Origin of the sequence: Vibrio mediterranei, assembly GCF_900088415.1 — a bacterium.
Taxonomy (GTDB): domain Bacteria; phylum Pseudomonadota; class Gammaproteobacteria; order Enterobacterales; family Vibrionaceae; genus Vibrio; species Vibrio mediterranei.
Window position 1 is genome coordinate 15,360 of sequence record NZ_FLLQ01000007.1, and the last position, 25,569, is coordinate 40,928.

The 25,569-nt window shown below is 42.7% G+C and carries 17 protein-coding genes; 7 read left to right on the forward strand and 10 right to left on the reverse strand.

What is annotated here, in order from left to right; genetic code table 11:
- Positions 1 to 120 precede the first annotated feature (120 nt).
- The 7 genes from VME0621_RS18750 to msrC form a co-directional block, all read right to left on the reverse strand.
- Complete coding sequence (locus VME0621_RS18750; RefSeq protein WP_062459798.1) at positions 121 to 4,965, reverse strand: NAD-glutamate dehydrogenase; 4,845 nt, start codon at positions 4,963 to 4,965, stop codon at positions 121 to 123.
- A gap of 157 nt (positions 4,966 to 5,122) precedes the next feature.
- Positions 5,123 to 5,341: a DUF2835 domain-containing protein gene (locus tag VME0621_RS26305; RefSeq protein WP_082795523.1), complete on the reverse strand. Its 219-nt coding sequence runs from the start codon at positions 5,339 to 5,341 to the stop codon at positions 5,123 to 5,125.
- A 96-nt stretch (positions 5,342 to 5,437) separates the two neighbouring features.
- Positions 5,438 to 8,047 (reverse strand): aminopeptidase N, encoded by a 2,610-nt coding sequence (pepN, locus tag VME0621_RS18755; protein ID WP_062459795.1) that lies wholly within the window; start codon positions 8,045 to 8,047, stop codon positions 5,438 to 5,440.
- A gap of 139 nt (positions 8,048 to 8,186) precedes the next feature.
- Positions 8,187 to 8,849, reverse strand: a complete 663-nt coding sequence (locus VME0621_RS18760) for a hypothetical protein (protein ID WP_038230483.1) — start codon at positions 8,847 to 8,849, stop codon at positions 8,187 to 8,189.
- 165 nt (positions 8,850 to 9,014) lie between these two features.
- Positions 9,015 to 11,018, reverse strand: a complete 2,004-nt coding sequence (gene prc, locus VME0621_RS18765) for a carboxy terminal-processing peptidase (protein WP_062459792.1) — start codon at positions 11,016 to 11,018, stop codon at positions 9,015 to 9,017.
- 17 nt (positions 11,019 to 11,035) lie between these two features.
- The gene (proQ, locus tag VME0621_RS18770; RefSeq protein ID WP_006074539.1) at positions 11,036 to 11,665 is read right to left on the reverse strand and encodes an RNA chaperone ProQ; all 630 of its coding nucleotides are present in this window, start codon (positions 11,663 to 11,665) and stop codon (positions 11,036 to 11,038) included.
- Positions 11,666 to 11,763: 98 nt separating this feature from the next.
- Complete coding sequence (gene msrC, locus VME0621_RS18775) at positions 11,764 to 12,237, reverse strand: free L-methionine (R)-S-oxide reductase MsrC (RefSeq protein WP_006074540.1); 474 nt, start codon at positions 12,235 to 12,237, stop codon at positions 11,764 to 11,766.
- Between the two features lie 83 nt (positions 12,238 to 12,320).
- Here msrC and VME0621_RS18780 point away from each other — a divergent pair, with 83 nt between their 5' ends.
- From VME0621_RS18780 to rsmF, 4 genes are all read left to right on the forward strand, one after another.
- Complete coding sequence (locus VME0621_RS18780; RefSeq protein ID WP_062459789.1) at positions 12,321 to 14,117, forward strand: ABC transporter ATP-binding protein; 1,797 nt, start codon at positions 12,321 to 12,323, stop codon at positions 14,115 to 14,117.
- Between the two features lie 39 nt (positions 14,118 to 14,156).
- Positions 14,157 to 15,407, forward strand: coding sequence for a paraquat-inducible protein A (locus tag VME0621_RS18785; RefSeq protein WP_062459786.1), 1,251 nt, complete (start codon positions 14,157 to 14,159; stop codon positions 15,405 to 15,407).
- A gap of 8 nt (positions 15,408 to 15,415) precedes the next feature.
- On the forward strand, positions 15,416 to 18,052 hold the full coding sequence (locus VME0621_RS18790) for a PqiB family protein (protein WP_062459783.1): 2,637 nt from the start codon (positions 15,416 to 15,418) through the stop codon (positions 18,050 to 18,052).
- 112 nt (positions 18,053 to 18,164) lie between these two features.
- Positions 18,165 to 19,583 (forward strand): 16S rRNA (cytosine(1407)-C(5))-methyltransferase RsmF, encoded by a 1,419-nt coding sequence (gene rsmF / locus VME0621_RS18795; protein ID WP_062459780.1) that lies wholly within the window; start codon positions 18,165 to 18,167, stop codon positions 19,581 to 19,583.
- A 282-nt stretch (positions 19,584 to 19,865) separates the two neighbouring features.
- On the opposite strand, the gene VME0621_RS18800 is transcribed toward rsmF, so the two are convergent.
- Positions 19,866 to 20,705, reverse strand: coding sequence for a CvfB family protein (locus VME0621_RS18800; protein WP_038230470.1), 840 nt, complete (start codon positions 20,703 to 20,705; stop codon positions 19,866 to 19,868).
- 112 nt (positions 20,706 to 20,817) lie between these two features.
- Between VME0621_RS18800 and VME0621_RS18805 the strand changes: the two genes are divergently transcribed.
- A complete protein-coding gene (locus VME0621_RS18805; protein ID WP_062459777.1) occupies positions 20,818 to 22,167 on the forward strand; it encodes a hypothetical protein in 1,350 nt (449 codons plus the stop codon).
- A gap of 38 nt (positions 22,168 to 22,205) precedes the next feature.
- On the opposite strand, the gene VME0621_RS18810 is transcribed toward VME0621_RS18805, so the two are convergent.
- Both VME0621_RS18810 and VME0621_RS18815 read right to left on the reverse strand, forming a co-directional pair.
- Positions 22,206 to 22,685, reverse strand: a complete 480-nt coding sequence (locus VME0621_RS18810) for a PaaI family thioesterase (protein WP_062459774.1) — start codon at positions 22,683 to 22,685, stop codon at positions 22,206 to 22,208.
- Between the two features lie 128 nt (positions 22,686 to 22,813).
- Complete coding sequence (locus VME0621_RS18815; RefSeq protein WP_062459771.1) at positions 22,814 to 23,725, reverse strand: putative PEP-binding protein; 912 nt, start codon at positions 23,723 to 23,725, stop codon at positions 22,814 to 22,816.
- A 261-nt stretch (positions 23,726 to 23,986) separates the two neighbouring features.
- Between VME0621_RS18815 and VME0621_RS18820 the strand changes: the two genes are divergently transcribed.
- Both VME0621_RS18820 and VME0621_RS18825 read left to right on the forward strand, forming a co-directional pair.
- Entirely contained in the window at positions 23,987 to 25,051 is a 1,065-nt protein-coding gene (locus VME0621_RS18820; protein ID WP_038230460.1) for a 3-deoxy-7-phosphoheptulonate synthase, read from the forward strand.
- Between the two features lies 1 nt (position 25,052).
- Positions 25,053 to 25,535, forward strand: a complete 483-nt coding sequence (locus tag VME0621_RS18825) for a YajQ family cyclic di-GMP-binding protein (protein ID WP_038230458.1) — start codon at positions 25,053 to 25,055, stop codon at positions 25,533 to 25,535.
- The last annotated feature ends 34 nt before the right edge of the window (positions 25,536 to 25,569 follow it).

Here is a 25,569-nt window from a genome sequence, read left to right on the forward strand (position 1 = left end):
GCAAACGATTAGGTGAATAAAGACGCAAATCATGTGACATTGTCACTCATTATTCTCTCGGTAATAAAAAAGCGCCTAAAAAGGCGCTAATTATTAATGAGACTGGTTAACAGTATCTATTTATTGCGTGTTTGCACAGTTTAAATTCAATAAGCTCAGTTCACGGAGAGCTACAGAAAACTTAGCAAATTCATGAACATTACCTACTTTGAACTCGTTGAGTATATTTTCCCAGCGAAGCAAACTACTTGCATTGGTTTCCATCCAGTTGTTAAGTGACAGGATAACGTCGTCATTATCACCACCGCAACCACATTTAAGAACTTGCGCAGTCAACAAACGTTGCTGCCAGTCTAGATCTTCGCGGAATGCTGCCCTAGCAAGAGCTTGCCAATTATTGTCAACGCCTTGACTGTTTATTTGGTTTAAGAACCAATGTAGTGATAGACGATCACCGAGATGGAAATAGAGTTTAGAGGCTTGCTCAACGCTAAAGTTAGCTTCTGCAGCGATTTCCGAAATATCAACAGCGGATAGTAAGCTAGATAAACGAGCTACATAATTGGCCAGCTCTTTCCCTACTCCTTGCTCCACCCAGTTTTCAGCTTGTAGACGATGTTCCGCTACTTCTTCAGCTACAAGGCAAGTTTCAAGTGTTTCCTCTACTTTCATAACATCATCACGGTAGCGCGCAACGAGTTGCTCCACCGACTGTTTGCCAGGTCGATTTCTCAAGATCCAACGAGCAAGTCTGCGTAATGTGCGCCGCACAATAAACAACAGCTCATATTGCGCTTCTGAACTGGCAATATTATCAAGTTTACGTATTTGCTCGAAGGTGTATGCAAAACCATAGATTTCTCTAGATGCTGCGTATGCATTGGCAATATCAACCACTGTGGCACCCGTCTCTTCTTGTAGACGAGTCACGAAATTACATCCCATTTCGTTAACCATCTGATTTGCAAGCATTGTAGAGATGATTTCAGCCTTCAGAGGATGCGTTGACATACTTTCTATGTAGTTACGGCGTAACTCAGATGGGAAGTATTGTGTCAGTTGCTGCTGATGATACGCATCGGTCGCGATCTCGTCAGTCACCAGTTCTTCTTTCAATACCATCTTACCGTAAGCCACCAGTACTGAGAGCTCAGGTCTTGTCATTCCAATACCTTGTTTCTCGCGCTCAATCAGCTCTTCATCAGATGGGATATATTCCAAACCACGATCCAAGTGACCTGCTTTTTCTAGCGTGTGTATGAAACGAATCTGTTCTTTGACTAGCGATACACCTTGGAATTCGGTTACTGAGATAGACTCTGACTGGCAATAGGCATCATCTAGAACAATTTCGCCAACCTCATCTTCCATAGACTCAAGGATTTCATTGCGTTGTTTGACTGTCAGATCACCGTTAGACACAAGACCATTCAAGAAGATCTTAATATTCACTTCGTTATCGGAACAATCTACACCACCTACGTTGTCTACAAAGTCAGTATTAACACGACCACCAGCTAAAGCATACTCAATACGCCCCAGCTGAGTCATACCTAAGTTACCGCCCTCACCAACTACCTTGGCTTTCAATTCGTTGCCGTTGATGCGTAATACGTCGTTAGCGCGGTCACCTACATCAGTATGCGTTTCAGCGCTAGATTTAACATAAGTACCGATACCACCGTTCCAAAGTAGATCGACTTCCATGGAGAGAATCATCTTAATAAGATCATTTGGTGCCATGGATGCTTTCTTGGTCCCAAGCATTTTTTGGATCTCAGGAGTTAACGTGATCGATTTTGCTTTGCGAGCAAAAACACCACCGCCCTTTGAGATCAATTTCGGATCATAGTCTTCCCAACTCGAGCGTGGGAGATCAAATAGTCGCTTACGTTCTTCCCAACTTTTCGCTGAAGATTGTGGGTTTGGATCAATGAAGATATGCATGTGGTTAAACGCAGCTTGAAGTTTGATGTGCTTCGATAACAACATACCGTTACCGAATACATCCCCTGCCATGTCACCAACACCAATAGCAGTAAAGTCTTCGTTCTGACAATCAATGCCCATTTCACGGAAGTGACGTTTAACCGACTCCCAACCACCTTTGGCGGTAATACCCATTGCTTTATGGTCGTATCCGTTGGAACCACCGGAAGCAAACGCATCACCCAACCAGAAGTTATATTCATCTGATACCGAGTTAGCCAAGTCAGAGAACGTCGCAGTCCCCTTATCCGCAGCTACTACTAAATACGGATCGTCTTCATCATGTCGAACCACACTCTTCGGTGGAATAATTTCACCTTCGATAATGTTGTCAGATACATCCAATAACGCTCTAATGAACTGTTTATAACAGCGTTGCCCTTCAGCAAATATCTCATCACGTGATGATAGCTGTGGCTGACGTTTACAAACAAAACCACCTTTTGCCCCTACAGGTACGATCACCGTGTTCTTAACTTGTTGCGCTTTCACCAACCCAAGTATTTCAGTACGGAAATCTTCTTGGCGATCTGACCAACGTAAACCACCACGAGCAACTTTGCCACCACGTAGGTGTACACCCTCAATGTCCGGTGCATAAACGAAAATTTCAAACGCAGGTACTGGAGCTGGAATTTCTGGAATGTTCTTTGGCTCGAGTTTTAGAGATAACCAAGGCTTGTTAACACCATTGCTATCTTTCTGATAGTAGTTAGTGCGCAACGTAGCAGAAATCATTTCGACGTAGCGGCGGATGATACGGTCATCATCCAAGCTTTCTACTTTATCTAACTGTTTGTGGATCTTATCAATAACACGTTGTTGCCCTTTCTTACTTCCTTTTAGAGAAGGCATAAAACGCTGTGCAAATAACTCAACTAGGTCTTTTGCTAGATCTGGGTAATGATTCAGAGTGTCTTCAATATAGTGTTGGCTGAATGGGAAGCCGACTTGACGCATATAACGCGCATACGCCCTTAAGATTGACACTTCACGACCAGTTAAACCGGAACCTAGTACCAGTCGGTTGAAACCATCACTTTCCAAACCACCAGACCAAATTGCAGCGAATGCTTGTTGGAATCGATCGCGAGCTTCTCGAAGATCGACAACCGCATCACTCTTATGTAGCATCGCAAAATCAAGGATCCAGTATGTTCCGCCATCTGACTTAACGATCTCATACGGTGATTCACCGATCACTCGCAGACCAAGATTTTCAAGCATTGGCATTACATCGGATAAGTGTATTGGTTCATCACGATGATATAGTTTCAGTTTAACTTCTTTGGAATCCGCCGCTGCTTCTTGTGGTCGGTAGAACAGCATGCCCAACTTATTATCTTCATCAAGGGATTCAAGTCGTTCAATATCCGCCACAGCAGAGGTCGGCATCATGTCTTCTTTATATGAACGCGGGAATGCTCTTGAATATACTTTCGATAACGGTAACCCTTTGCTCTCACCAAAATTGGCAACAATAGCTTCCGAAAGACGATCATCCCAAGACGCTGATACTTCCATTAGGTTTCTTTCTATCGCCTTCACATCCATATCCATATTATTGTTATCAACCCTTACGATGTAATGGGTTCTAGCCAGAGGGCTTTCGGAGAAATAAGTCGTAAACTCAACCTCTTGCTCACAGCCAAAGTAGTTTTGAAGGATCCGTTGTGTATCTTTTCGAAGCTGAGTGTTATACCGATCTTTGCTAACGTACACCATGCAGCTAAAGAAACGACCAAACGGATCTTTACGAACAAATAAGCGGATCAAGTCACGATCCTGCATTTGAACCACACCCATACCTATCTCAAGCAATTCTTCTTCTTTTGCTTGAAGTAGTTCATCACGCGGATAGTTTTCTAATATATTGCGAAGCGCTTTGTATGAATAAGATCCATTTCGGTATCCACTAGCATCCAAGATACGATCAACTTTTTCGCGAATTAGTGGAATGGTGGATACGCTTTGGTTGTACACGGCTGATGTATACAGTCCAGTAAATCGATGTTCTCCCACAACCTTTCCATTTGCATCGAATTTCTTGATTCCGATGTAATCTGTATACGCGGGCCTATGGATACGACTTGCTTTATTACCTTTGGTAAGAATAAGTAGGAAAGGCTTTTTCGCTTCTAGACGTGCCGAGTCGGAAAACTCAGAAATTTTTACCGAACGGACACGTTCTTCACTGGCGAACAGGCCTAAGCCTTTATCTTCAGTAGGTTTGAGTATGGAGTCACCCTCTTCATTGATGAGATCAAACTCTTTGTAGCCCATAAAGGTAAAATTGTGGTTACCAACCCAATCTAAAAACGCGATGGTTTCATCAAAACGATCGGCTTCCATTGGAAGTTTCTTTTTGTTCTTAACCAGATCTTTTGTGATTTGCTTAAGCTTATCCGACATCGCCTCCCACTCGTTAACGACCAAACTAGTGTCTTCGAATATAGAAACCAACTCATCCTTAAGCGCTGACATTTCAGCTTTGTCACTTAAACGGTCAATTTCGATATGGAAAATCGATTGTAAGTGCCCTTTCCCTTCATTAACTGATGTTATCTGCCCTTGTTCATCGCGTTCAAATTGAGTCGGACCATGAAGCATGATGTGACAAGTCAAATCTACTCGATTAAGAGCCATCTTGACTGAGTCAACTAAGAACGGAGAATCTGGAACGGCGATTTCTAAAATAGTGTGAGTTGATTGCCACCCATGACGACTGACCGCCGGGTTGAATACCCGAACCGACACTTCATCGTATTTTTTCTCATTGAGATGATGCCATAAACTAACAACAGCACCGTAAAGATCTGATTCATTTCTTTGTAGCAAATCATCGGGGGAAACATTGCTAAAAATATGTTTGGCGAGTTTAGTTACTAAAGGCTGATTGCTCCCTTCAACTTTGGATTCAATCAACTTGTATACTTTCTCCAGTAGAACCGGAACAACTGGTTCACGCGTGGTCATAGAAACGCTCCACTTTTTGTTTTTATGAGGGATGTAGGCTTGTTCTATATTGTAAAAGTTTTATTGAGAAAGAGTTAATAAAAAATGGAAGAAGTTTCAGGGAAATGTTTGATAGTGTGACTGATGCACTTATTCATATCACTATAATTTGGAGCAGTTACAGTGATTCTAACCGTATAAACTTGTTGTTCTGGTCAGTTATCAATCTAAAGCGACCTTTAATACCTGATTGTGTCAAAAACGGGCGAAACCGACTTGCGGGAAGCTGCAGTTTTAAACGCTCATCGGTGACCACTAAAATACTGGATGCATAACCAGTATAATGAGAAAGGTAATTCTGATACGAGATACTGAGATTGAAGTAGTACTGTTTCATATTGTTTGAATGTTGAGCAATTTAGGTGGTTTTCCTGAGGTTTATTTAAGAAAAAAGCCAATACTGTTTACATATACAGTATTGGCTTTTTGTCGATTATGACTCTAATGCTTTTGTGACTTTCTCAAATAAGTCTTTAGCTAAGTTGTCCAAACTACGTAACTTATTCAATTCGACTTTGATAAGTTCCTGACGTTTTTCGTCGTACTTTTTCAACTTGAGCAACGGATCAATTAAACGCGACGCTACTTGTGGATTTGATTCATTTAACTGAGTCAATATCTCACCAGCAAACTGATAGCCCTCACCCGAGATATCATGGAAGCGACGTGGGTTCATGTTCAAGAAAGACCCTATCAAACTGCGAGTACGATTTGGATTGCTTAAACTAAACGCTTTGTGTGACATAGAATGTTTAACATTCTCTAGAGCGTTGATTGATGGATTGGCACCTTGTAAGGCAAACCATTTATCCATAACCAATCCATCATGACACCACTTCTCACTGTAGTCGTCCATCAATAACTGGCGGCATGAAAGTGATGCACTATTTGCTGCAGTCATTGCGGCGATCGTGTCCGTCATATTGTTGGCATCACGATATTGTTGCTCGGCCAAGTATTGGTATTCATCAACGTTTACCAAGTACTGTAGACAAAGATTTCTTAACGAACGTTTACCAATTGCGTCATGTTCAATCGAATAATCAGCTTGAGTTAACGTATGGTATAGCGCAGACAGCTCATCTTGTAAGGCTTCTGCTAGCAGTGACTTGATATCTTTCAACACGTCGCAGACTGCATCGACATCTACAGTTTTATACCAACCGGCTACTTCATTAAAGCTTGGCAAAGATAATGCTTCAGCAATGAACGCCTCTTCTAAATCTTTGTTCAGTAGCACACCTCTAAATGCATCAATCACTAGGCTCGGTAGTTCTACACTATTGCCACTTTGAATGGAATTAACATTCGACTTAATGTACTTTGCCAATAACATTTGGCCAGCATCCCACTTAGCAAAATCGTTTTTCGCATTGATCATTAAAAAGGCTAATTGCTCATCGCTGTAATCGAATTCGAGACGAACCGGAGCTGAAAACTCGCGAAGCATTGAAGGCACAGGTTTCGAAGATATGTTCTCAAACACAAATTCTTGTTCACTCTCAGTCACGTTTAATACGTTATTCAACTCAATTTCGTTACAGCGTAACTCTAGAGAATTTCCTTTCTCATCATACAGTTCTACGTCAAACGGAATATGTAACGCTTGCTTTTCAACTTGATCTTGAGTCGGTTGAGTTTGTTGAGAGACTTTAAGCGTATAAGTCTTCGCAGATTCATCGTAACTATCGGTAACCGTTAATGTTGGCGTACCCGATTGACTATACCAAAGACGGAATTGCTTCAGATCGATATCCGATGCATCTTCCATTGCGGAAACAAAATCTTCACACGTCGCGGCAGTACCATCATGCCTTTCAAAGTACAATCTCATGCCCGCTTGGAATTTGTCTTCACCCAGCAACGTATGCATCATTCGAATAACTTCACTTCCCTTTTCGTAAACCGTCAAAGTGTAGAAGTTATTCATTTCAATGACTTTGTCAGGTCTTATTGGGTGTGACATTGGGCTAGCATCTTCAGCAAACTGAGGGCCACGAATAATACGAACATTATTAATGCGGTTAACAGAGCGAGAGCCTAAATCCGAAGAGAATTCTTGGTCACGGAATACCGTTAAGCCTTCTTTTAAACTCAATTGGAACCAATCGCGACAAGTTACTCGGTTACCTGTCCAGTTATGAAAATACTCATGACCAATAACAGCTTCGATTCCCAAGTAGTCAGTATCTGTAGCGGTTTGGTCGTTAGCCAAAACAAACTTAGAGTTAAAGACATTGAGGCCTTTATTCTCCATTGCACCCATATTGAAGAAATCGACCGCTACAATCATATAAATGTCTAAGTCATACTCAAGACCGAACCGTTCTTCATCCCACTTCATCGAGTTAATTAATGAAACCATCGCATGATTAGCACGATCGAGATTGCCTTTGTCTACAAATATTTCCAGTGCGACATCTCTGCCTGAACGTGTTTTAAATACATCTCGCAATACATCAAAATCACCGGCGACAAGAGCAAAGAGATAGGAAGGCTTTGGATGTGGATCTTCCCAGGTAACAAAATGTTGACCACTTTCCAATTCACCTTCTTCGATTTTGTTACCGTTACTTAGGAGGTATGGGAAAGCTGCTTTGTCTGCGATGACTTTCGTTGTGTATTTAGCGAGAACGTCTGGTCGATCTAAGAAATAAGTAATACGTCGGAAACCTTCGGCTTCACATTGAGTGCAGTAAGCACCGTCAGAAATATATAAACCTTCAAGAGCAGTATTCGTTGACGGAGAAATGTGGTTTTCAATCACCAATTCAAATTCTTTTGGTAGATTTGAAATCTCCAAACCGGAATCAGTAGTAATGAAATCACTCCAAGCTTCTCCATTCACTCTGACTTGAATAAGTTCGATATTTTCTCCATCAAGTACCATGGTTGTTGCATCACCAAGTTGCTTAACTTGGGAAACGGCGGTCACTTTAGTTTGGGTTTCATGAAGGTCGAAAGTAAGGTTTACATCTGTGATAGTGTGCGACGGTGTTTGATAGTCGCTACGGTATTTGGCTTTAGGTGCTGACTCGGTCATCCTTTGTCCTTATATTATTATCGTTAGCATAGTTAGCTTAATCCTTGACGATTATATACCTTTGAACTGTTACTGTGCAGAATTGGACACAAAAAAAGCGTCAAACTAAGTTGACGCTTTTGACTAACTGCCTGTGTTGCTAGCGAATGCGGTTGAGGACAGCAAACATATCACCGTCCTCTACCTCTAAAGTCAGTTCATCCTGATTTAATGTATACGTTGCATCGTGTTCACCGTCTTTATAAAGCAACACGATGTGATCATTTTCGGTGTAGTAGACGCCACTATGAATCGCTTCATCTCCATCGCTTGAACTGACACGAAACGTAAACACGAAATCTGGCTGGAGGATTAAATCCATTCTCGCAATTTCTTGAGCATGTTTGTCATCACCACTCACACTCACCGAAGACCAGATACCAGCGAGTGCATTAGGCAACGCTTTGGTAAAGACGACTCCATTTAGATTGAGCATATTGTGGTTGCCGCTGTAATTATAGACCTGAGGTTCATCACTGTTTAGGCCGAGAATAATCGTATCATCATTGGCGGTAAACAACCCTTCCCAATGTTCAATACTGTAGTCTTGTTTTTGAATGTCTATCGAAAAAGTGTAGTTGGAACCCAGCGATAGTTTGATTGCTAAAAAGGTGTCCGGTCCTTCATCTGGACTTGGGTTTACTAAGTACCAATCTCCCAACAGAAACGGTTGGTCAAACTGAGTTAAGTCATTGTTATCTTTACGTGTATCCGACAGTACTCCAAACGACAAAACACATAAAAGTAGTGTAATCCATCTCATATGTATCCCCCTCACAGTTACATTAAGCTTAGGTGGGATAATACGAGATTGCGAAATTTTTTGATCTAAATCACGATTTTTAATTTTAAGTATCAAATCTGAGGCAAGCGAGAACAAGCATTAAAAAAGCGAGCACTAGGCTCGCTTTTGTTTAGTTTGAACAGGTTAAGATTTGGCGTTTACCATGTCGACCATAATAGCCACGGCTTCATCTAAGTAAGCATCTGGGACTTCATAATCTTTCGGGATATCATCCAGAGTTTTATAAGGTTCTTCTCCTGCCGCTTTCTGACGCAAGTTGACACGCTCTAATCTAAGCTCATCATTATTATCACTTTCTGCTTTACGTGCAGATTCACTCAAGGATAACGTTTTATCGTCTTTTTCAGCCTTGTACTTAGCAATGTCTTCAGAAATAAATCCAAATTCCATATCTGATTTAATGCGTTCTTCGTGCTTAGTCGTAAGCGACGCGATCATTTCATCGTTACGTTGTAACTCACTGTATTTCGCTTTATCTATGCTGTCCCATGGTAGTGCGTTATCTTCAACGCTCTCACCAGTTTCAGCAGGTTCGATTGGCGTTGGGAAGGCGATATCTGGAACTACGCCTTTGTTCTGCGTACTCCCACCATTAATTCTGTAGAATTTCTGAATGGTATATTGTACGTATCCTAACTCTTTATCGAATAGATCATAGATATGGTTTAGCGAGCGATGTTGCTGAACTGTACCTTTACCGAATGAGTTCTCACCTAACACAATTGCGCGACCATAGTCTTGCATTGCAGCTGCGAAAATTTCAGAGGCAGAAGCGCTATAACGATTCACAAGTACAGTTAATGGGCCTTGATAACTGATTTTTCCGTCAGTATCACTGTTTACATTAACTCGACCATAACTGTCTCGTACTTGTACAACTGGACCATTTTCAATAAATAGACCCGACATTGCGGTCGCTTCGGTCAAGGCTCCACCACCATTGTTGCGCAAATCAACAATAATGCCGTCGACACCTTTCTCTTTCAGCTCAGTAATTAGTTTGTCTGTGTCTTTAGATAAGCCAACGTAGAAACTCGGTACTTCAAGCACACCAATTTTCTTACCGTCTTTCTCGATAACTTCAGACTTAACCGCTCTGTCTTCTAGACGAATCTTGTCACGGACGATTTCAACTACGGTCGCCTTAGCGTCTTTGCCATCAGGTAAAATTTGTAACTTGACCTTGGTGCCTTTAGGACCTTTGATAAGTTGTACTACATCATCAAGTCGCCACCCGATGACATCTACGATCTCTTCACCATCTTGACCAACACCGATGATTTTATCGCCTTCGCCTAATTGCTTACTCTTAGATGCCGGACCACCTGCTACTAGAGAACGAATAACAGTATAGTCATCTGTGAGTTGGAGAACGGCACCAATACCTTCCAGAGACAGATTCATCTCTGACTGGAACTGTTCTGCAGAACGAGGAGATAAGTAACTAGTATGAGGATCAACTTCTCGAGCAAACGCATTCATATAAATTTGGAATGCATCTTCGTTGTGTGATTGAGTTAGGCGTTTGATTGCGTTGTTGTAACGTTTACCAAGCGTTTCTTTTATCTCATCCCAATTCTTGCCAGCCAACTTCAGATTCAACGCATCATACTTAACGCGTTTACGCCAAAGCTCATTTAGCTCTGTTTCATCCTTTGGCCAAGCTGCCTCTGAACGATCTAACGTAATACTTTCATCAACATCAAATTTCATCTCTTTGTCTAATAGAGATAACGCGTATGCAAATCTGTCATAACGTTTCTGCATCGAAAGGTTATACACATCAAATGCAATTTGGTTGTTACCAGCTTTAAGTTGATCATCAAGTTGAGTCGACCAAGAGTTGAACTTGTCTATGTCGGCTTGTGTGAAGATATTTCGGTTGTAGTCGAGCATTTCCAAATAACGTGTAAAAATCGCTTTTGAAAATTCGTCGTCTAGAGTGAAGTGTTTGTAGTGAGAACGAGTAAAACGAGAAGTTACGCGTTTACTGGCTGTTTCATGTTGTACTTCGGGAGCCAAGGTAGGAATATCTGATTTTTCAAATTTCGCTTCCAAAGCGTGAGCTGATGAAGCTGCTAGCCAAAGGCTAGCAGCAACTATCGATAATTTTGAACGGCACTTCATGCGTAGGAATTTCTCCTTTATGCGCGCAGGTGCTCCGCTTTAACAACCATTTGTAGGCCATTTACTAGCTGAACGCGCACATCTTCCTTATTGATTTCAACAATGGTCGCAGCCATGTTCCCTTTGCCCATGTTTACGTTTACTTGCTTACCGATGATCATTTCATCTGCATTCAAAGCGCGCGTTTCAACTGGCGTATTTACTTTCGCTGGTTTCTTAGTATTGTTTTGTGGCTTACGTGCTTGAGGCTTTTTAGCTTTAGGTTTTGCTTTGCCTTCTTCACGAGCTTTCTGAGCTTGTTCTTTACGACGAGCTGCAACTTTAGCTTTACTTTCAGCCAGTGTAGCTTGCGCGTGTTCAACATGCTCAGCTTCTAGCTCACCACATTCATTGCCATCTAGGTCAACACGCACTGCACCCGGTTTTACACCGTGTAGATAACGCCAAGAAGAAGTGTATTGTCTTAACGCTGCACGTAGCTGAGTCTTACTGACTTTCTCGTCATCTTTTAAACGTTCAGCAAGATCTTGAAAGATACCAATTTTAAGTGGTTTTGCTTCACCTTCTACAGTAAAGCATTTAGGGAAACATTCAGCAATATACGCGATAATTTCTTTGCTGTTCTTCAACTTCTCAGTGTTTTCCATGTGGGTTCCTGGTTAATGCGGTTATCCGCGAAGCATTAAGAAAAATATTCTTGGTATTATAGTGACCTGCACTAGAAAAACCACAGGCAAATTTCATTTTAAGCCGCGTTTGTATGTGAATTGAGCACCTTTTCTACCGAATTCATGAAGTTTTTTAGTCCCTCTTCATCTATTTCGCTGAATCGACCAATTGTTGGGCTATCAATATCTAGGACGCCGACTACTTCACCACCGATCGAAAATGGAATCACAATCTCTGAGTTGCTTGCAGCATCACATGCAATGTGACCTTCAAACGCGTGTACATCGTATACACGTTGTATGGTGTTGGTTTCTGCCGCAGTGCCGCAGACACCACGACCGACTGGAATGCGAACACACGCTGGTTTTCCTTGGAAAGGGCCTAACACTAACTCGCCCTGTTTCATTAAATAAAAGCCGGCCCAGTTAAGATCATCTAACTCCATGAAAAGAAGTGCACTAATATTAGATAGGTTAGCAATAAAATCCGTTTCGGATTCAATGAGTGCTGTGGCCTGTTTCGCCAAGCGTTCATAGTTTTCTAGATTCATGATACGTCCATCAATAACACTTTCAATATCTTACAATACCAGTACAATGCCTCAAAATCGTAATAGGAACTATTCTCAAAAGCATGACAAGTACGAAAGACACTATTAGCCGTTCCTGGTTAATAACTCAAGTAAAAAATCATAAGTCTCGACTTATTGCGGCGAATATTATCGCTCTCATTGCTACGCTCATTAGCGTCCCTATCCCATTATTAATGCCACTGATGGTCGACGAAGTGCTGCTCAACCAACCTTCCACCGGTTTGCAGTATATGAATATGATCATGCTAGACAGTTGGCAGACATCTATAGGTTACATCGCTGTTACTTTAGTGCTCGTCGTTCTTATGCGTACTGTCAGTCAAGGTCTTAATATTCTTCAAGGTCGCCAGTTTACGCTGGTTTCCAAGACTATTACTTATAAAATCCGATGCAAGATGATAGACAAGCTCGGTCGTATCAGCATCAAACAATATGAGACTCGTGGTAGTGGCGGTATTAATGCGCATTTAATTACTGATATTGAAACCATTGACCAGTTCATTGGCTCAACGTTAAGCAAGTTTATTATTAGCTTCCTAACCGTTTTTGGCACCGCTATTGTCTTGCTGTGGCTAGAATGGCGCCTAGGCCTGTTTATCCTATTGGTCAACCCAATCGTCGTCTATTTCTCCCGAAAATTGGGCGGAATGGTTAAGCATCTAAAAAAACAAGAAAACCAAGCGTTCGAAAAGTTTCAAAATCGCCTAGTTGAAACACTTGATGGTATTTATCAACTTAGAGCAGCTAACCGAGAACGAGATTTCTTACAACAGCTCAAAGAACAAGCCAATGAAGTTCGCAGTAACGCCGATAAATACGCGTGGCAGTCTGAAGCCGCAGGTAGACTGTCGTTTCTCCTTTTCTTAATTGGCTTCGAGCTATTCAGAGCTATAGCAATGGTCATGGTGCTATTTAGCGATCTCACCATCGGGCAAATCTTTGCTGTCTTTGGTTACTTGTGGTTCATGCTGGGTCCTGTTCAGGAATTATTAGGCATTCAATTCTCATGGTATAGCGCAAAAGCCGCACTAACAAGAATCAACAGCTTACTCGAATTGGAAGAAGAGCCGCGCGCCAATAGCAAAGTCAACCCATTCAAAGCTGATCGCGAGGTTGATGTCGCTGTTGAAAACGTCTCCTTCTCTTATGATCAGGATAAAGACGTACTCAATAAACTCAACTTGCATATCCCAGCGGGTAAGAAGGTTGCTCTAGTGGGAGCAAGTGGCGGAGGCAAGTCAACTCTCATTCAGTTACTTATCGGTGTTTATAAACAACGCAGTGGCATAATTTGCTTCAATGGTATTAACACCGACGACATAGGTTTCGACATAATTCGAGATAAAATTGCTGTTGTTTTACAGCAACCTATACTTTTTAATGACAGCTTGAGGCATAATCTGACACTTGGCAGAGAGTATGACGACTTCTCCATTTGGAATGCGCTCAAAGTTGCTCAGCTACAAGACGTCACTGACAAGTTAGTCGACGGTCTGGAAACACAAATTGGTCGCAATGGTATTCGGTTGTCTGGAGGACAACGTCAACGACTCGCTATTGCTAGAATGATATTAAGCGATCCGCAGTTCGTCATCCTTGATGAAGCGACGTCTGCACTCGATACTGCTACCGAAGCGGCTTTACACACCGCATTGACTGAGTTTTTGAAAGGCCGCACCACGTTGATCGTCGCGCACCGACTATCAGCAGTAAAACAGGCCGATCTCATCTATGTTCTGGAAGATGGACAAGTTACTCAATCAGGAACGCACGTCGAATTGGTCGAAGCAGAAGGACTGTATCAGACACTTTATGGCTCAGTGCAATCAGCAAGTTAACTCCACAGCAACACACTCATCTTTTGCAGGTAATGAAAGATGAGTGCTTGTTCTCACGCGCGAACACCTACCCAAGTTCGCTTATGCCAATGCTGTGAACTGCCTGTTGACATCGTCGACCTAAAAAAAGGCTACAGTGCTGATTGCCCTCGTTGCGGTACTCAACTATATCGCAGCGAAAGTTACTCAATTGGTGGCAACCTCGCGCTAGCAATAACCTGCCTACTTCTGTTTGTACCGTCTCATTATTTCGACTTTATTACTATCCGACTTGTAGGAATGATGATTGAAGGTACCTTAATGGAAGGGGTTTTTGCCCTCATTAAGGAAGGCTACCCTGGGCTTGCTTTGTTAACCCTTTTTTGCCACACCATTGCCCCACTCGCTATGTGTGCCACAGTACTAACTGCTCATGTCGCACTGAAGTATCGTTGGTTTAATATGCTAAAAATATCGCTCAACATTCTTTCGCACAGTAAGCACTGGGTGATGTTGGATGTCTTCCTGATTAGTGTTGCGATTTCCTGTTTTAAGCTCCAAGATTATTCGGATATCTACGTTGGTAATGCACTATATAGTTTGGTGATCCTACAAGTACTTACTATTGTTCTAGTGAACCGAGTAAGCACACGACGTTATTGGGAAAGTTGGCAAGCAGAAAGCTCATTGCCAGTAGAAGCAAAAGAAATCCACTGCCACACATGCCATTTATCACAACCCGACGCTGAGTTTTGCGTTCGTTGCCACAATCCATTGCACCACCGCAAGCCCAACTCTATGCAAAAGACATGGGCACTGCTTATTGCCGCTACCGTCGCAATATTCCCAGCCAACCTTGTGCCCATTTCAATCCTAATTACCAATGGACAACGCCTAGAAGACACTATTTTTTCTGGGGTCGCATCGCTTATTAACAATGACATGCTAGGCATTGCCATTATTATCTTTGTGGCAAGTATCGTAGTACCCGTAGCTAAGATTATTGGCCTCAGCTATCTGATGTTTTGCATTCAATTCGACAAGGTTAAAAATCATAAAGTCGAAATGAGCATTTACCGAGCGATTAAATGGATCGGAAAATGGTCGATGACTGATCTGTTCGTCATTTCAATCATGCTTACCCTAGTAGACCGTGGCCAGATTTTGAACTTCACCCCAGGGTTTGGTGCCGTTGCCTTCGGTATAGTGGTTGTATTAACTATGTTTGCGGCCGAAACATTGGACCCACGATTACTGTGGGACAGACATAATTCGAAACCTTCCTTGCAACCTGAAACCAAAGTTGAGTAGTAGCTTTAATGAGTAACGAGAATCAACAACAACCGTCCTATAGCCCAGAGATTAAGAAAGATCGACGCATCTCTCCTCTCTGGATCTTGCCTGTTTTGACCATCGCCTTGGCTGGTTGGTTATTAGCAAAAGCCGTACATGATGCCGGTCAACGAGTGCAAATCTACTTCTCTGATGCGCAAGGATTAATAGCAGGTAGAACGACTATTCGCTATCAAGGCTTAGAGGTTGGTATGGTGCGAGACATCAATCTATCAGCAGACCTGAGTAACATTTATGTCGATGCTGATATATATCCTGAAGCAACCAAATTACTGGGTGAAGACACGAAATTTTGGTTGGTAAAACCTTCCGCGTCGCTATCTGGCATTTCTGGATTGGACGCTCTGGTATCCGGCAACTACATATCGATTTTCCCTGCTACCGAATCCGATAGCGCGAAATCCAAATACGTGGCTCTTGAGTCAGTACCTACAGAACTGGCCGTTAACGACGGGTTAACCGTTACTTTAAAGGCAAGAGACTTAGGGGGCATTTCAGTAGGCTCAAAAATCGTCTACAGAAAAATTCCAATTGGTGAAGTCTATAGCTTCAAACTTGATAATGATGCTGAAACCGTAATTATCAAAGCATCCATTCAAGACGAGTTTCGTCACATCATCACTGACAAGAGCCGCTTTTGGAATGTGAGTGGCATCGGTGCTAATGTTGGTTTTCAAGGTGTCGACATTCGTCTTGAGAGCTTGAGTGCTATTCTCGCAGGTGCCATTGCCGTAGACTCTCCCGACGGTGGTGAACCGGTAAAAGCTGGGACAGATTTTAGACTGTACAAAGATCTTAAAACCGCTGGTCGAGGTATTCCAATTCGCATTGCCCTTCCCGACAACAGCAACCTGAAGGCCAATGGCTCACCGATTATGTATCGCGGCCTTGAGATCGGTCGTATCAACAATTTGGCACTAAGCGGGGAACGAGACTCTATCATTGCTTCAGCATCTATCGAGCCAGCCTTCAGTGATATGCTCAATCAGGGCACATTGTTCTTATTGGAAGAAGCCAAAGTGTCACTGTCTGGGGTTGAAAACCTATCAAATCTGATTACTGGAAACTTTTTAACGCTCGTCCCTGGAAGTGGCGAACAAGCCCGTGACTTTGTGGCGGTTAAACAAGACGAGCTCGACCGCGTTCAAGCGAAATCTATCGCTATACGCCTACTTTCTGAGAACTCATTTGGTCTTGAGCCTGGTAGCAGCGTCCTTTATCGAGGTATTCCTGTGGGCACGTTAAATAGCGTGGAACTGGTGGACGACAAAGTGGCAATGGATATCTCCATTGATATTGAGTACAAAGATCTGATTCGCTCGCAAAACCGCTTTTTCGTAACAGGCAGTGCTACCGCTGAGTTAACTAAAGCAGGACTCAACGTTACTGTCCCACCTGCAAAACAACTTCTCACAGGCTCTATCAGTTTTGTCAGTGAAGGTTTAAAAACAGACCGTGCGGAATTTGCCTTGTTCCAGACCAAATCGTTGGCTGAGTTAGCAAAACATGACCAAACGGGTTCAATGCGCCTGACACTATTCGCTAATGAGCTTCCTCCAATCCAAGAAGGTAGTCCTGTTCTATATCGAAATATGCAGGTTGGTAGCGTATCAAACTACTCATTGACCGATGGCGGTGTCTATATTCAAACGAGCATCGATAACCAATACAAGCACCTCGTTACACCGCAAACCGTATTTTGGAATCGTTCTGGCGTTGAAGTTGAAGCCTCTTTATCTGGAATTAATGTTAAAGCTGCGCCACTCAAAACACTTATCGATGGTGGTATCGCATTTGATAGCATGCCGGGTATCAACAACAAAACAGGAAAGAACTGGAAACTATATCAGGACTTCAATTCAGCTCGTAAATTTGGTCAATCTATTACTCTCTATACCACGACAACGGACCAACAAGTTAGTAAAGGTATGCCGCTAAAATACCAAGGGGTAAAAGTTGGTGAAGTGATGCTTACCGTTCCAGATTTCGATAAAGAGCGTGTTGAAGTAATAGCAAGGATTCTGCCGGAATATGTCAATCAATTGGCGACATCTGGCACGTATTATTGGATGGTTAAACCGCAAATCGGTCTTAACGGTGTGAAGAATCTAAGCGCTATTGTTAGCCAATACATAGCGGTAGAACCTGGTAAAGGAAAAGCTTCTAAGGTTTTCGATCTTAACGATTTTCCTAAAGTAGAGAACGGCGTTGAGTATACACTGCAAAGTGAAACTCGCGGCTCAATTAAACCAGGAACACCTATCCTATATCGAGACATTGAAGTAGGTCGTGTCACTGACGTCGAGCTTGGCACATTCGCTGATCGTGTTATCTCCACCATTCAAATTGATCCTCACTATGCGTATTTAGTCCGTTCCAATAGCGTGTTTTGGAATGTGTCTGGTTTAGATGTGCAAATTGGCCTCTCCGGGGCTAACATCAAGGCTGGTACGGTTGATAGCCTGATTCGAGGAGGGATTACTTTCTCTACTCCAGAAGGGAAACAGCTTCAACCTCAAGCAGAGGCTGGACAGTCGTTTTATTTAAACAAGTCTGCAGAAGAAAACTGGAAAAAATGGCGCACGCCGATCCCTACTCCTTAATCGAACAAAAGACGCCTTTCCTAAGCCCGCAATAGCGGGCTTTTATTTGCTTTGATTACCGCTAGGTATATAATTCGCTGCTAAATAAACACAGCTATCGAAAGGCATCATTTTGCACGCCAATGTTTACCTCCCAGAAGACTTCTTAAGACATGTTGAAACGTTCCTCCCTAGCACTCTCAACATGGAAGACTTCATCGCCGCTTGTCAAAGACCCTTAAGAAAGAGTATTCGCGTTAATACCCTTAAAACTTCAATTGATGACTTTTTAAAAAAAGCGCAGACAAATGGTTGGGAATTAACGACCATCCCTTGGTGTGAAGAGGGATTTTGGATTGATGCTGACGAAAGCATCGTTCCTCTTGGCAACACCGCCGAACATATGGCCGGATTATTCTATATTCAAGAAGCCAGTTCTATGCTGCCGCCTAGTGCTTTATTTTGTGGTGATGAAAAATTTGAAGCCGTCTTGGACATGGCCGCCGCTCCCGGCTCAAAAACGACTCAGATTGCCGCATTGATGAATAACGAAGGGGTATTGGTAGCGAATGAGTTTGCTGCTAGCCGCGTTAAAGTATTGCACGCCAATATCGAACGTTGTGGCGTCAGTAATGTTGCAATGAGTAACTACGATGCTCGCGTGTTTGGCGGATGGTTGCCAGAACAGTTTGATGCCATTCTCTTAGATGCACCGTGTTCAGGGGAAGGAACCGTTCGTAAAGATGCCGATGCGATGAAAAACTGGAGTTTAGCGTCTACCAAAGATATTGCTCAAACCCAAAAAGACCTGATTGAAAGTGCATTTCATGCCCTAAAAGTAGGTGGTTCTCTGGTCTATTCTACTTGTGCTTTAAGTCCAGAAGAAAACCAACAGGTTGCCCTTCATCTCACACAAACGTTTGGAGATGCTGTTGAAATCACGTCATTGCAACAGCTGTTCCCTGATGCAGAAAAAGCGACAACACAAGAAGGGTTTCTGCACGTTTTCCCGCAAACCTACGACAGCGAAGGCTTCTTTATTGCCAAGTTTAAGAAAACAGGAACTCATCCTGCTCCAACGGTAAAGAAACGGCTCGGTAAGTTTCCTTTTCAGCCATTAACTCGAAAAGAATCAAGTGACGTTGTCACTCAACTGCAACAAACTATGAGTATTTCCGTTCCACAACACAGCACATTATGGAAGCGTGACAATGACATTTGGTTATTCCCAGAAGCGCTAGAACCAATGTTGGGAGAGTTTCGTTTCTCGCGCATGGGTATCAAGATCGCGGAACAACATAAAAAAGGTTATCGCTGGCAACACCAAGTCGCAACGGCTCTGACTAATACTGATACAACCGCTGTTCCCCTATCTAAAGAGGACGCAAGAGAGTGGTTTATGGGTAGAGACGTAAGGCCTGAGGGCTTATCCGGCAAAGGTGAAGTGTTCGTTAGTTATAACGGTTTTATTATTGGTTTGGGTAAATGGGTTGGAAATAGAGTAAAGAATGGCCTTCCAAGAGAGTTGGTGCGCGACAAAAACCTGTTTTAAGCCAAATACATAGCGGTTTTAGCTAGCTAAAACCGCTGGTCACATCGCTTTTTTCCTGTTCTGTACTACACTTTAAAGGTTATCAACACATAGGCAATTAAACGCAATGGCCGTTTAAAGTAAAGATTCTAAGCACTGACGTAAAGAAGCATAGCGACGCATTCTTGAAGGCAGGTTTGTTTAAAACAGTTAGCGTAGGCTCTCCATGAGCCATTCCCCTAGGCCCAAATCAGGATCAGTTTTGGGCCTCTTTTTGGTCTGAACTTTTATCGCTAGTTTTGATTAGTCTTGAATCAAACGGATACCATCTTTATCAATACTGATCTTACCTTGCTTATATAGACCACCGATACTCTTCTTGTATGTACCTTTACTGGTTTTGAAGGTGGCAAAAATCGCTTCAGGCGTAGATTTATCGCTCAATGGTAAGAAGCCACCTTTCTTCTCTAGTAAACTTAGGATTTTTTCACTTAAATCATCCATTTTCGCAACGCCCACTTTTTGAAGCGTCAAGTCTATCTTACCATCAGAACGAACTTGCTTGATAAAGCCCTTCAACTGCTTACCGATAAATAACTTACCAAATACATCCGAAGGGAAAATCATTCCCCAGTGTTCACCATTAATGATCGCTTTGTAACCCAAGTCACTGCGTTCAGCGATGAGCAAATCAACTTGCTGGTTCTTTGTATATTGTGCAGGTGTTTTGTCTAGAATCTTGTTAAATTTCGTGGTACCAACGATACGGCCGGATGCTTTGTCGGTGTACACGTAAACAAGAATCGTTTGTCCTGCTGACAGGCGACCACGCTGTTCGCTAAAAGGAATAAGTAAGTCTTTCTCTTTAATTCCCCAACTGGCAAATGCGCCGATGCTGTTTACGCCTTCAACTTTCATCAGGCCCCACTCACCAACTTGTGCAACTGGTTTTTCTGTGGTTGCAGCAATTTGGTTGTCCGCATCAAAATAGAGAAAAACATCAACAACATCACCAACCGCTACACCCTCAGGAGCGTGCTTCTTGGTTAATAAAATCGAACCGTAATCTTTTCCGTCTAAAAACCAACCAAAATCCGCTTCTTTTGTTACTTCTAGCTGGTTGATACGACCTACGTTAATCATTGTGTTTATCTCTATTGGGGTAATTGGCGCGATTATACCTGACTCGCTTTAAGATGCTAGTTTACCTTGGTTCTGATATGCTTAACGTTATCAAAGCACACGGAGAAGTTGTTTGATCACCGTCGACAAGCAAGACGCCATTACACTCAAAATTGCACACGTGATGGCCAACTCAAAAAGATTAGATTTAGATGTTTACTTATTCGTCCCGAACGAACTAGGGATGAAGTCACATTTAGTATCAGAAACAGATTTCTACTACGATTCAATTTCGCAGAAGCGAGCCTATTATAGTAATGAAACACTTCTGCCGCTCGTTCACTCGCGACTAGCAAAACGAGGACGCCTTTCTAATACTCAATACCGCGTCAGTTTGAGCCTATTCGCCTACCAATACGTTATCGCTCTCGATAAAGCTGTGGCAACCTTAAAAGAAACGGCGAAGGAAGACGTCACTGCAGATGAGATAGATGAAGTCATTGAGCTCGCTCTCGATATTCTTAAGAAGATGCGCCGTTCGATTCCTTACGAAGAAAGCCTTAAACGTCACTATGCCAACATTGATAATTACTTATCTTGGTATACCGGGCAGAAGTTTCTCGAACTCGTCGTCTATATCCCTAATGGTAAGGCATATACCCCTTTAAAAGATCGGCTTATTACCATTGTCGAGAAAGAACAGGCACATCGAAATCTAAACAACTACAACTCCGAAAAAGTTCGCAAAGATCCGACCCGTCTTAGCAACAAGATGAGGTTATTGCGCCGCTTGATTGAACATCCTGTTGTACTGCAAGAAAAGTCAACCTCCGTCGGCAGTAATACTAAACGGGTTATCAAAGGTACAGCGACTGGACTTGTGATGTTATTCGTAACGTCTGCGGTCATATTAGCACGCGATTATCTGGGCGAGATTACCGCTTCATTTATTCTTGTTCTATCTGTTATCTACGCATTGCGTGAAGTATTTAAAGATGACCTACGCGATATTATGTGGCGCTGGATACAAAGAGGAAAACCTAAGTGGCGCAGACGTTATATCGATGCAACTACAAAGAAAGATGTAGGCAGGAAAATTGAGTGGCTGGATTATACAACGTTCGAAAAGATGCCTGATAGAATTAAGTCTATTCGTAAGAAACGCGTGGTTCAAAGAGAAGAAGAAATCTTGCACTATCGCGCGCTGACCGACATGGCCACCTCAAAATTTACCAGTGGTTATGATCAAACTCGCGAAATCCTCAATATTAACTTCCGGGCGCTGACGAGATTGATGGACAAATCCAACAACCGCTTTTATAAGCTCCAAGACGGTCAAGTAGTGAAAGAATCGTTAGAAAAACGTCACTTGCTCAACCTAATTGTGAAGGAGCACAACCATGGTAACGAACCCGTTTACTATCGTTGGAAAATTGTGCTCAGCCGTTCGAAAATTGTCGATATAGAACAGATCTCGCTGTAGTACTAAAAGTTTGAGTGCACACAGTTTGGTTGGCTAGGTTACGCAGCCTTAGCTTTTAATGACAAGACCAACGAAAACTCCGCCATTGGTTCGTCGCCATGTAGTGATGGACAGATGGCGGTAATCTTTACCGGTCTGTTTACACGCTCTCCCGTTCTTATCGTCTCATCTAACATTTCATCAATGAGCTTTCCGTCAGAACATACAAATTGAACGTCAGCTTCTGGACGTTTCAAAAATTTGCCTTCGACCTCTTTGAATGCCAACGACACTTTATTACCCCGTTTTTGCGCTTTATTCATCGCCATAAATCCGCCGGCCACATCAGCACCTACCGCAAGCACGCCAAAATACATACTGTTTAAGTGATTCTTCGTACGTCGCCTTAATGGAATATTAATTACGACCTTTTCCTCGTTCAGCTCCAATAATTTTGGACGGCATAACCAAATTAACGGCACCTTCATAAACCCGAACGCGTTAAGGTAAAAATTAGCCTTTTGTAACGGCGATAACATACGACTTCCCTCATCTATACTTGTCTGACCAGTAAACTAGAAAGCCACGAAGATGTCAAAAAATTGTTAATAAAAAGCTCCTAACTTCTTATGAAGGTAGGAGCTTTTCACTTTAAATACTGCCGTGATTAAGCTGCGGTGGAATACACGTCGATTCTACCCAGTTCAGCAATGAAGTCTTTAAGGACTGGATAGTCGTCAAGTGCCCCAATCGTTAGTAGAACCGGTTTTCTCGCTTCTTTAGAGGCGGTAACCGCTTCTTTAATTAGCTTTAGTACCGCTTCGTTTTGAGGGTCGTATAGATGAACCAGCTCTTCTTGATTAATGTCGACACCTAAGGTCAATTGAGTCAAGCTCTCAACTTTAATTACCAATCCATCGAAATACTGTAGCAAACGCTCAGACAGCAGCACTGCAGAAGGAGTGTCGCAAGCAAACAGTACTTTGAGACCATTAAGGCCTCGTGGCAAGCCCTGCTCAGCGAGTCGGTCAATGATTTTAGCGGCATCACTCAAGGCGCGTACACAAGGCACAACGATTTCTACATTAATACCGTCTGCTCTCAAACGCTTTATCACTTCACATTCAAGCGCAAAGCACGCTTTATAAGCGTCAGAAGCAAATCGGGAGACACCACGGAGTCCCAGACAAGGGTTAACCTCATCAGGTTCCGCGCCTCCACCTAGTAGAGCGCTCATCTCGTAGCTATTTGCATCATTGAGTTCAAGACGTACGGTGTCGTAAGAAGCAATATTCGCCGCTTTAATTGCATTCACCAACGTCTCAACAAAAAACTCTGAAGCACTTTGCTCACCTAAGATAGCATTTATTGCCTCGAGCTCTACGGTATCGAGAGAGTCAACCATTGAGGCATAGTTGGGGTGAAAGAATATCTTTTCCATAATGAGCTCAGAAATAGATACATAAAGATGGGTAGCAGGTTGCTGCTGCTCGCCAAAACTAGGCAGTACATTTCCAAGGTTCAGGTTGGTTGTTGATTCGGCTTCTTCTTGGCCAGTTTGGATAGTGTCGTACCCCATTGCTGCTCCGTGCTGTTGTTATTTGCTTTAAAGGAAAAATACCGACTCCCGCCAATGAATACAAGGGATTCCTTTTAATTAAATGTGACCACTATTTTTGTAGCACGAGGATAAAGCCAAACTTTGATTCTAATTTAACCAATGTGTGTTTTATGAAGGACGAATCAATGCAAATGATACGGTTATCTCCGGATTAGAGGTTTATTCTAACTGTCATTTCGTTTATCTTTACCGCTTCGTAATAAATTTGCAGGCTGCACCATGCCATTAAAGACAGATGAACTAAGAACACAGGCATTAGGTCCAATGCCGACTCCGTCAGAATTGAGTACGAATCACCCAATTACGGATGACGTTGCAGAGCGCATTGCTAATTCTCGCCGTCAAATTGAAAGTATTTTAAGTGGAGAAGATGATCGTCTTCTTTGCATTGTGGGCCCTTGTTCAGTCCACGATACTGAAGCTGCACTAGACTATGCTAAGCGTTTAAGTGCAATTCAAAACGAGTATAAAGACGAACTATTTATCGTCATGCGTACCTACTTTGAAAAACCACGCACTGTTGTTGGATGGAAAGGCTTAATTACGGACCCTAATCTTGATGGTTCTTATGCGCTTGAGACTGGCTTGAACAAAGCTCGTGGTTTGCTTCTAGACATCAACAAACTTGGTTTGGCTACGGCAACTGAGTTTTTAGATATGATTACCGGCCAATACATCGCCGACCTTATCACTTGGGGTGCAATTGGCGCGCGTACTACTGAGTCGCAAATTCACCGAGAAATGGCCTCAGCTTTATCTTGCCCTGTTGGTTTCAAAAACGGTACCAACGGCAGCATCAAAATTGCTATTGATGCGATTCGCGCCGCGAGAGCACAGCACTATTTCTACTCACCAGATAAACATGGTCGTATGACAGTATACCGCACCAGTGGTAACCCATTCGGTCACGTGATTCTACGTGGTGGAGACACAGGACCAAACTTCGATCAAGCGTCTATCGAGAAAGCATGCGATCAGTTAGCATCATTCGACTTGCCAGCTCGCCTAGTTGTTGACTTCAGTCACGCAAACTGCCAAAAACAACACCGTAAGCAACTCGACGTTGCAAAAGACATCGCTGGTCAAATCATCTCTGGTTCCAACAAGATTTCAGGCATCATGGCTGAGAGCTTCATAGAAGAAGGTAACCAGAGCATGGAAGATCTCCATAACTTAACTTATGGACAATCAATCACAGATCCTTGCCTTAGCTGGAATGATACCGTTCAAATGCTAGACATTCTTGCTGATGCTGTAAAACAACGTAACGAGAAGGAAGGTTAACATGCCGTCATTTGATATTGTTTCAGAAATCGACACAGTAGAACTGCGTAATGCTGTAGACAATGCAAACCGTGAACTGGCGACGCGTTTTGATTTTAGGAACGTCGAAGCATCGTTCTCTCAAAACGATGAATCCGTAAAACTTTCATGTGAAGGCGATTTCCAGCTTAAGCAAATGCGCGATATTTTGCGTGGTAACCTGACTAAGCGTGGCGTTGATGTAAACGCGATGGAATCACAAACGGCTGAACAATCAGGTAAACAATGGCACCAAACCGTATTGTTCAAGCAAGGTATCGAAACCAACGTTGCAAAGAAAATCGTGAAACTGGTAAAAGACTCGAAAATTAAAGTTCAAGTCGCGATTCAAGGTGACAAAGTCCGCGTAACAGGTAAGAAACGCGATGACCTGCAAGCAACTATGCAGTTAGTTAAGAATGGCGAACTGGGTCAACCATTCCAGTTTAATAACTTCCGCGACTAACTCGAGTTAGTCGTTTTAAATAAAAGGGCGTTAA